Raw genomic sequence first — 7,745 nt, forward strand, 5'->3', positions numbered from 1 at the left:
CTGTTCTACGGTTCGCTGCTCCCCTACGTCACCTCGGCCGGGGTCTGATTGCCAGGGCGGAGAATGCCGGTTCCGATGCCACCCTGGCATCGGAACCGGCGAAACTTCCCTCAGGAAGGAACCTCAGATGAGGGGGCTAACTCCTGCACATTGCCGTCGCCGACGACTGGGAGGCAAGCCGACTCACCGACGCGGAAATCGAGAACGACGGGCACGCAGACGATCTCCATCTGTCCGGCGAGGCTCATCGCCGCGAATTATGGGAGCCGATGGACCCACCACGCCCCGTTACGGCTCAGGCCCCAGGTCGAGACTGGAATGGCAGCACCAAGCCCATTGTCCGGCGGCTCGGCGCCGGACGGTTCTTTGAGATCGATGACGAGCCCAGCGGCCAAATCCGCCCCGAACGATGGGCGGCGTTAGTACTGCAACGGCACTTGCTTGACAGGTAGACGATACTGGTTGCGTGGTCCTCGATATGGTTGCTGCCGAGTTGGAAGCGTTGCATGAGCGGATCTCCGGTCGGTTCGCCCGGTCGGAACCGCGTACCCGGGTCCGTGAGTATGTGACGGGTTTGGTTGCGGGTCTGGAACGCAAGAACGGGTGGACTCTCGCCGAGCGGGCCGGTGAGATGAGTCCGGACGGGATGCAGCGGTTGCTGCGGCGGGCGGACTGGGACGTCGACGGGGTCCGTGACGATGTCCGTGATTATGTGGTCGAACGCCTCGGCGATACGGACGGGGTGTTGGTCGTGGACGACACCGGATTCTTGAAGAAGGGCACCCGCTCGGCCGGGGTGCAGCGCCAGTACTCGGGCACCGCCGGTCGGGTGGAGAATTGTCAGATCGGAGTGTTCCTCGCGTACGCGGGTGCGGCCGGGCACGCGCTGATCGACCGGGAGCTGTACCTGCCCGAATCGTGGACCACCGACCGGGACCGGTGCCGGGCCGCGGGGATCGGCGACGACGTCGAGTTCGCGACCAAACCGGTTCTGGCGCAGCATATGATCGAACGCGCCCTCGACGCGAAGGTGCCGTTCTCCTGGCTCACCGCGGACGAGGCCTACGGGCAGGTGAAGTACCTGCGCGTGTGGCTCGAGGAGCGCGATGTGTCGTACGTGCTGGCCACCCGCCGCAACGACGACGTCTTCACCCCGGACGGGCGCGCCGGCCGGGCCGACGAGATGATCGCCGCGGTCCCGCCGAAGCAGTGGCGCCGGATCACCGTCGGTGACGGCGCCCACGGACCACGGGAGTATTCGTGGGTGCGGGTGCCGATCCGGATAGCGTGGGCTCCCGGGCGCGGGCACTGGCTCCTCGCCCGCCGATCCCTCTCCGATCCGACCGAGATCGCGTACTACATCTGCGCCGGACCCCGCCGGACCACGCTCACCGAGCTCGCCACCGTCGCCGGATCGCGGTGGCGGGTCGAGGAATGCTTCCAGCAGGCCAAGAACGAGGCCGGNCTCGACCANTATCAGGTGCGCACCTACCGGGCCTGGTACGCCCACATCACCTTGTCGATGCTCGCCCTCGCCTGGCTCGCCGGGACGAAAACCGAAGCGGTAAAGGGGGAATCGGGAACGAAGATCAGGGCATGATCGCGTACACGGTACCCGAGATCCGCCGGCTACTCGTGAATCTGATCCTGCGACACGCCCACCCCGATGAGCACGTCTGGTCCTGGTCGCACTGGCGTAGACGCCGGCAACACCAGGCCCGCACCTCCCACTACCGACGCCGCGGGCACCTGCCATAAGTGCCGTTGCAGTACTAATCGGTCAACACCAAGATCAGACTGATCACCCGCGTCGCGTTCGGCTTCCGAACCCCCGATGCCCTCATCGCCCTGGCCATGCTCGGTCTCGGCGGCCACCCACCACTGCTTCCCGGCAGAATTCACCCACGAATGAGTCAGTAGAGCCCAATTTCCGCCCTTTCAAATCTGCAGAGCGGCCGGCGGGAGGCGTTGGCGGTGAGATCTGGCGGAATGTCGGCAAGCTTTCAGTTCACGGACGTACCTAAGTGGTCTTACCCGTTAATTCGTCGGGGGTTGTTGCCAGGCGGTCGGGTCGCCCAGGTACAGGCCACAGGCGCAGTCGAGTGCGTCCTCGACACTGCCGGCGACGTTTCCGTTGGGCAGGACCGAGTCCTGGTATTTGCCGGTGCTGCCGAGGTAGATCGCGAATCCCCACACACTGGCGGATCCGCCGTACCGCAGTCGCATCAACGGAATCACCGTCCCGTCGGCCAGCACGCCGTCGACGTAGGCGAAGTTGCTGCGGAATCGGGTGTTGATCGTGGCCAGTTGCGGCCACCGGGTCCGCGCCCAATCCAGCAGCTTCCAGCGCAGCGAGCTCTTCGTCGATTCCGGTGGCGTCGGCATGTGTGTGATGGTGCCCGATTGGCCCGGCTTTCGGGGCGTCCGGCGTGTCGTTGCCTCGGGAATCGCAGTGGCCGGTGTGGTGTATGTGCCGTGAGTGATCCAAGTAGTTCCTTCTCGGATGGTGTGTCGTGGTGATGACCAGCCCGTACCGGGTGGTGTTGACGGGCAACGACCGCGAGGTGCTCGAGGGGTGGGTGCGGGCCGGGAGCACACCGCAGAAGACGGTGCTGCGGGCACTGATCGTTCTGATCGCCGCCGACGGCGACTCGAACGCCCACATCGCGGCCGAGCTCGGTGTCTCCCGTGGACACGGCCCGCAAGTGGCGGGCCCGGTTCTATCACCGAGGGATCGAAGGACTCACCGACGCCCCGCGGTCGGGGCGCCCGCCGAGGTATTCACCGTCGCAGGTCGCCGCGGTCAAGGCGTGGGCATGTCAGCTTCCCACCGAGCACGAGCTGCCTCTGTCGCGGTGGACCGCTCCGGAGTTGGCCCGGCAGTTGTTGATCGACGGCATCAGCGCCTCGGCCACGACGGTCCGACGCTGGCTCGCGCAGGACGCCCTCAAACCCTGGCAGTACCAGTCGTGGATCTTCATCCGAGACCCGCAGTTCGGGACGAAGGCCGCCGTCGTCCTCGATCTTTATGCCCGCAGGTACGACGGAGTCGAGTTGGGGGCGGACGAGTACGTGATCTCCGCAGATGAGAAACCGTCCATCCAGGCCCGCCGGCGCTGCCATCCCACGCAGCCGGTCGGCGCGGGACGGACGATGCACGTCAATCACGACTACCGCCGTGGTGGGGCACTGGCATATCTGGCGGCCTACGACGTCCACCACGCCCGGGTGTTCGGTCGATGCGAACAGTCCACCGGCATAGTGCCGTTCACCACCCTCGTCGACCAGGTCATGAGCCAGCAGCCATACGCCTCTGCGGAGCCCCTGAGTGTCAGGGTGAGTTGAGTCCAGTGGTTCACAGCAAACCCGCCTGCAGGGCGAGATACGGATCAACCCGCGATGACGATTTCTCCCACGGTTCTGGTCGAGGACAATGTCCGGATGGACCCCTCGCACCCACGCGCCGACGGCCCGCAGCGACGACGCGCCTTCAGCGCCGCCGACAAGCTCGCCCACCTGACCGCCTATGAACAGGCCTGCGAGAGCAACGGCGGAGGCGCGTACCTGCGCCGCGAAGGCCTGTACTCGTCCCTGATCAGCGAGTGGCGCAAACAGCGCGATGCCGGCGTCCTCGACGGCAAGAAGCCCGGCGACAAGATCGGCAAACTCACCACCGAGCAGGCCGAGATCGCACGCCTCAAACGCGAGTTGGAGAGAGCAAACAAGCGACTGGCCACCACCGAGACTGCACTGGAAATCATGGGAAAAGCACATTCGCTCTGTGAGCAACTCTCCGAGAGCGCGGATGCGGACGAGCAGCGCAAGAAACGTTGATGCGCACCCACCACGAACTCACCGATTCCGGTGTAACAACAAGGGATGCAACCCAACTGACGGGAATCATTCGATCCACCGCAGCACGAGACAAGACCCGGCCCGCGGCACCGGATCCGACCGCCGCCGCAGTCACGCGCACCCCGGAGAACAAGCTCACCGACGCCGAACGCCGGACTGTCCTCGACGTTCTCGACAGTGACCGGTTCGTCGACCGAGCCCCGGCCGAGGTCTATGCCCAACTCCTCGACGAGGGAATCTACCTGTGCTCGGTCTCGACGATGTATCGGATACTGCGCGAAAACGCGCAGGTCACCGACCGTCGACGGCAGGCCCGCCACCCCGCCCGGGCCTGTCCGGAACTGGTGGCGACCGCACCGCGGGAGGTGTACTCGTGGGACATCACTAAACTTCCAGGCCCAGTCAAGGGCACGTATTTCGACGCGTACGTGATGATCGACATCTTCTCCCGCTACATCGTCGGCGCCCACGTCCAGACCCACGAGTCGGGGCTCCTCGCTGCCGAGATGATGACCGAAACCTTTGCTGTGCACGGAATACCGAACGTCGTACACGCCGACCGGGGAACCTCGATGACCAGCAAGACCGTCGCCACCCTGCTCGCCGATCTCGAGGTCACCCGCTCGCATTCTCGGCCGCGAGTATCCAACGACAACCCCTATTCAGAGTCACTGTTCAAGACCCTCAAGTACGGCCCGGCATTCCCGGAGCGGTTCGGGTCCATCCACGACGCACGAGAGTTCATGGACTCGTTCGTCCATTGGTACAACCACGAACATCGCCATACCGGCATAGGCCTGCACACCCCCGCCGACGTGCACTTCGGACTGGCCGCGCACAAGGCCGACGAACGCTCTGCGGTGCTCGCTGCGGCCCGGTTCGCGCATCCCGAGCGGTTCGGCACGACCGGTACCCCGAAGATCCTCGACCTGCCGACCGACGCCTGGATCAACCAGCCCGTCGCCGAGTCCGAGGAGGCCGAACCCGACGCGGATCAGCTCGCCGCGTAACACCCGTTGGACTCAAACACCTTGACAAGTTCCGAGCGGGTGTTCTGGGTTATCGACAACGGGTCCTCGCATCGTGGACGGGCCGCGATCGATCGGCTGGCCGCGAGGTATCCGAACGCGGTGATGGTCCATACCCCGGTGCACGCCTCGTGGCTGAACCAGGTAGAGATCTACTTCTCGATCATTCAACGCAAAGTGCTCTCGCCCAACGATTTCGAAGACCTCGATGCTGTCGAACGGCGCCTGCTCGACTTCGAGGACCGGTACAACGCCACCGCCGTGCCGTTCAAGTGGCGCTACACCACCGCGGACCTGCGCCGACACCTCAAACGACTCGACCACCACGACCGAACCCGACAAGCGGCATGACCCCCGACGAATTTATGAACCCAACCACTAAGCTTCAGTTTCGGTGCCGCCGGACAGGAAGCCGTTGAGAGTGCGACACGGCGGCTCCCTATGAGTCTGTCTCATGCCACCTGAGTCCCAGCCTGCGACAGGCGCCGTCCAGTGACGGTATCGAAGATATGCAGCTCATCTGGGGTCGTTGTCACGTGGAGCGTTTCACCGATGCGGGGTGGTGTGCGGCTATCGCACCGGACTACGAACGCTTTGTCTCCGAGAGAGTCCCCGTCCAAGGTCCCGTGGACGAACGCGTCGGCGCCAAGTTGCTCGACTAGAATAACTTCCAGTCGCAGGGCTCCGTCACAATGTGTAGGCACTAGAGACTCAGGGCGAATTCCCACTAGTACATCCGAGGATTCCGACTCGGACACAACTCTTCGATCCACGGCAAAGGAGGCATTATCGAGCAGCACCCGGTCCGCGAGAACCTTTCCTGGTCGCAAGTTCATTGCGGGCGAGCCGATGAAGCCGGCAACGAACGCATTCCGCGGCCGGAGATAGATGTCACGTGGAGAGTCGACCTGCTGGAGCACGCCATCTTTAAGGACTGCGACACGGTCGCCCATGGTCATCGCCTCTATCTGGTCATGGGTGACATACACCATCGTGGCGCCTAGGCGATTCTGCAGTCCGGCGATATTGGCCCGGGTTTCCACACGAAGTTTCGCATCCAGGTTCGACAAGGGTTCGTCCATCAGGAACACGCTGGGATCCCGGACGATGGCACGACCCATCGCAACGCGCTGGCGCTGTCCTCCGGACAACGCCTTGGGACGGCGATCGAGATACTTTTCGAGGTCGAGCAGACGTGCAGCGTCGAGCACTCTACGCGTGCGCTCCTCCTTAGCAACTCCTTGAATCTTTAAGGCGAAGCCCATGTTGTCCGCGACTGTCATATGCGGGTAGAGCGCGTAATTCTGGAAGACCATCGCGATGTCTCGATCTTTGGGCGGAGTCGAGGACACATCCCTTCCTCCGATCAAGATCTCGCCGTCGTCGACGGGCTCGAGACCGGCAAGCATGCGAAGGGCAGTGGACTTTCCCGAACCGGATGGCCCGACAAGGACCATGAACTCGCCATCACCGATGTGGAGATCGAGATGATCCACGGAGGGAACAGAGTTGCCGGTATAGATGCGGGTCGCGTGTGCGTACTTGACGTCAGCCATGCTGCGTCCTTTCGTTCTGATCCAGGATAACGACGAGCGTTCTTGCTCGTTCGCACTGATACGGATCCAGTGCGGGTCTTCGTCATGACGCTGGTTGTGTCAGCCTTTGATGCCCCCAGAGAATCCGCGCATCAACTGGCGTTGCGCGAAAATGTAGAAGAGCAGGACTGGAGCCACCGAGAGGATCGCAGCAGCGAAGACGTTGTTCCATTGCGAAGAGAACTCCCCCACGAACGAATACATGGCCACCGGGACTGTCTCGTTCTTGCTGCCGCTGAGGAAGATCAGGGGTGCGAAGAAGTCATTCCAGACCAACATAGCGCTGAGGACCGCGACCGTGCCTGTGACTGGGCCCAAGAGTGGAAATATCACCGACCAGAAAGTCCGTAGAGGTCCGGCTCCATCGATCCTCGCAGCTTCGTCGTACTCAACAGGCAGGACGCGAACGAACCCCGTATAGAGGATAACTGCGATGGGCATGAGAAAACCGGTCTGTAGCAGTGTCATTCCGAACAGACTTCCCACCAGTCCGGCCGAGTTGAACACGGAATACAGCGGCAGAATCGCCAACTGCGGTGGAATGATAAAGCCTAGGAGAAAGAGCAGGTAGAGCGCGGTGGATAACTTCTCAGTGCGGCGGCCCAACACATAGGCGGCCAGCGAGCCGATGGCGACGAGCGCGACGACCGTACCGGTGGTGATTGTGACGCTCGCGAATACGGCTGAACCTAAGCCCGACTGACCGCCTTCGGCCCACGCAGTGGCAAAGGCGTCGGTTGTCGGTTCGGACGGTAATCCGAAGGGATTCCTTAGCATCTCGTCAGTTGACTTCAGTGAAGTCGTGACCACCAGATACAGTGGAATGCAGAAGGCTGCCGCGAAAATGAGCAACGCGATTTCCAGTGTGAACATCCGCACTGTGTAACGGGTCCTGTGCACGTGTCAGACCTCCCGTCGACGAAGTGCGATGGCTTGAATGATCGCCAGGATGGCGATGCCGGTGATCAGTACCAGTGAAAGCGCAGCGCCTAGACCGTATCGGCCCATTGAGAAGGTCTGCGCGAATACCTGCGTCGCGAGTGTTTGGGTGGATTCAGCCGGCCCTCCGCCGGTCAGTGCGAGAATCTGGTCGAAGACTCGTAGCCCGAAGACCAAAGTGATGGTGAGAGCGGTGGTCGTGGCCGGACCGAGAAGCGGCCATGTCACGAAGCGGAACCTTCGCCAAGGGCCGGCGCCGTCCAACGCCGCAGCTTCCTCGAGCTCGGCAGGAACGCCCTCGAGTCCAGCGAGATAGATGACCATGGTG

8 protein-coding genes and 1 pseudogene are annotated in these 7,745 nt (G+C 63.0%); 5 read left to right on the forward strand and 4 right to left on the reverse strand.

The annotated features are described in order from the left end of the window. Positions 1-466 precede the first annotated feature (466 nt). Positions 467-1,600: an IS701 family transposase gene (locus CA951_RS41120; RefSeq protein ID WP_087562323.1), complete on the forward strand. Its 1,134-nt coding sequence runs from the start codon at positions 467-469 to the stop codon at positions 1,598-1,600. Between the two features lie 176 nt (positions 1,601-1,776). Further along, positions 1,777-1,920 (forward strand): annotated as a pseudogene (locus tag CA951_RS43150) (ISL3 family transposase); the annotation flags it as partial. Between the two features lie 117 nt (positions 1,921-2,037). On the opposite strand, the gene CA951_RS41125 reads toward CA951_RS43150, so the two are convergent. Further along, positions 2,038-2,385 carry a hypothetical protein gene (locus CA951_RS41125; protein ID WP_087562324.1) on the reverse strand — a complete coding sequence of 116 codons (348 nt, stop codon included), beginning with the start codon at positions 2,383-2,385 and terminating at the stop codon, positions 2,038-2,040. A 303-nt stretch (positions 2,386-2,688) separates the two neighbouring features. Here CA951_RS41125 and CA951_RS41130 point away from each other — a divergent pair, with 303 nt between their 5' ends. From CA951_RS41130 to CA951_RS41140, 3 genes are all read left to right on the forward strand, one after another. Then, positions 2,689-3,345: a helix-turn-helix domain-containing protein gene (locus CA951_RS41130; RefSeq protein WP_256974300.1), complete on the forward strand. Its 657-nt coding sequence runs from the start codon at positions 2,689-2,691 to the stop codon at positions 3,343-3,345. Positions 3,346-3,399: 54 nt separating this feature from the next. Further along, positions 3,400-4,865 (forward strand): IS3 family transposase gene (locus tag CA951_RS41135; RefSeq protein ID WP_373415114.1). Its coding sequence is split into 2 segments (ribosomal slippage): positions 3,400-3,784 and positions 3,784-4,865, totalling 1,467 coding nucleotides; the frame shifts between segments, so codons are not numbered across the junction. 21 nt (positions 4,866-4,886) lie between these two features. Continuing rightward, complete coding sequence (locus CA951_RS41140; protein WP_256974301.1) at positions 4,887-5,234, forward strand: transposase; 348 nt, start codon at positions 4,887-4,889, stop codon at positions 5,232-5,234. Positions 5,235-5,335: 101 nt separating this feature from the next. On the opposite strand, the gene CA951_RS41145 is transcribed toward CA951_RS41140, so the two are convergent. From CA951_RS41145 to CA951_RS41155, 3 genes are all read right to left on the reverse strand, one after another. Then, positions 5,336-6,439, reverse strand: coding sequence for an ABC transporter ATP-binding protein (locus CA951_RS41145; protein ID WP_087562326.1), 1,104 nt, complete (start codon positions 6,437-6,439; stop codon positions 5,336-5,338). Positions 6,440-6,538: 99 nt separating this feature from the next. Beyond that, positions 6,539-7,351 (reverse strand): carbohydrate ABC transporter permease, encoded by an 813-nt coding sequence (locus CA951_RS41150; protein WP_143543197.1) that lies wholly within the window; start codon positions 7,349-7,351, stop codon positions 6,539-6,541. 30 nt (positions 7,352-7,381) lie between these two features. After that, positions 7,382-7,745, reverse strand: a 364-nt coding sequence (locus tag CA951_RS41155) for a carbohydrate ABC transporter permease (RefSeq protein ID WP_143543198.1), incomplete at its 5' end; no start/stop codon positions are given.

The sequence above is a fragment of the Rhodococcus sp. NCIMB 12038 genome (assembly GCF_002165735.1).
GTDB lineage: Bacteria > Actinomycetota > Actinomycetes > Mycobacteriales > Mycobacteriaceae > Rhodococcus_F.

What these genes read in the sequence shown, in the direction of transcription:
- CA951_RS41150 (WP_143543197.1), bottom strand. Translation starts at nt 7,351, where the DNA reads ATGTTCACACTGGAAATCGCGTTGCTCATTTTCGCGGCAGCCTTCTGC.
- CA951_RS41125 (WP_087562324.1), bottom strand. Translation starts at nt 2,385, where the DNA reads ATGCCGACGCCACCGGAATCGACGAAGAGCTCGCTGCGCTGGAAGCTG.
- CA951_RS41145 (WP_087562326.1), bottom strand. Translation starts at nt 6,439, where the DNA reads ATGGCTGACGTCAAGTACGCACACGCGACCCGCATCTATACCGGCAAC.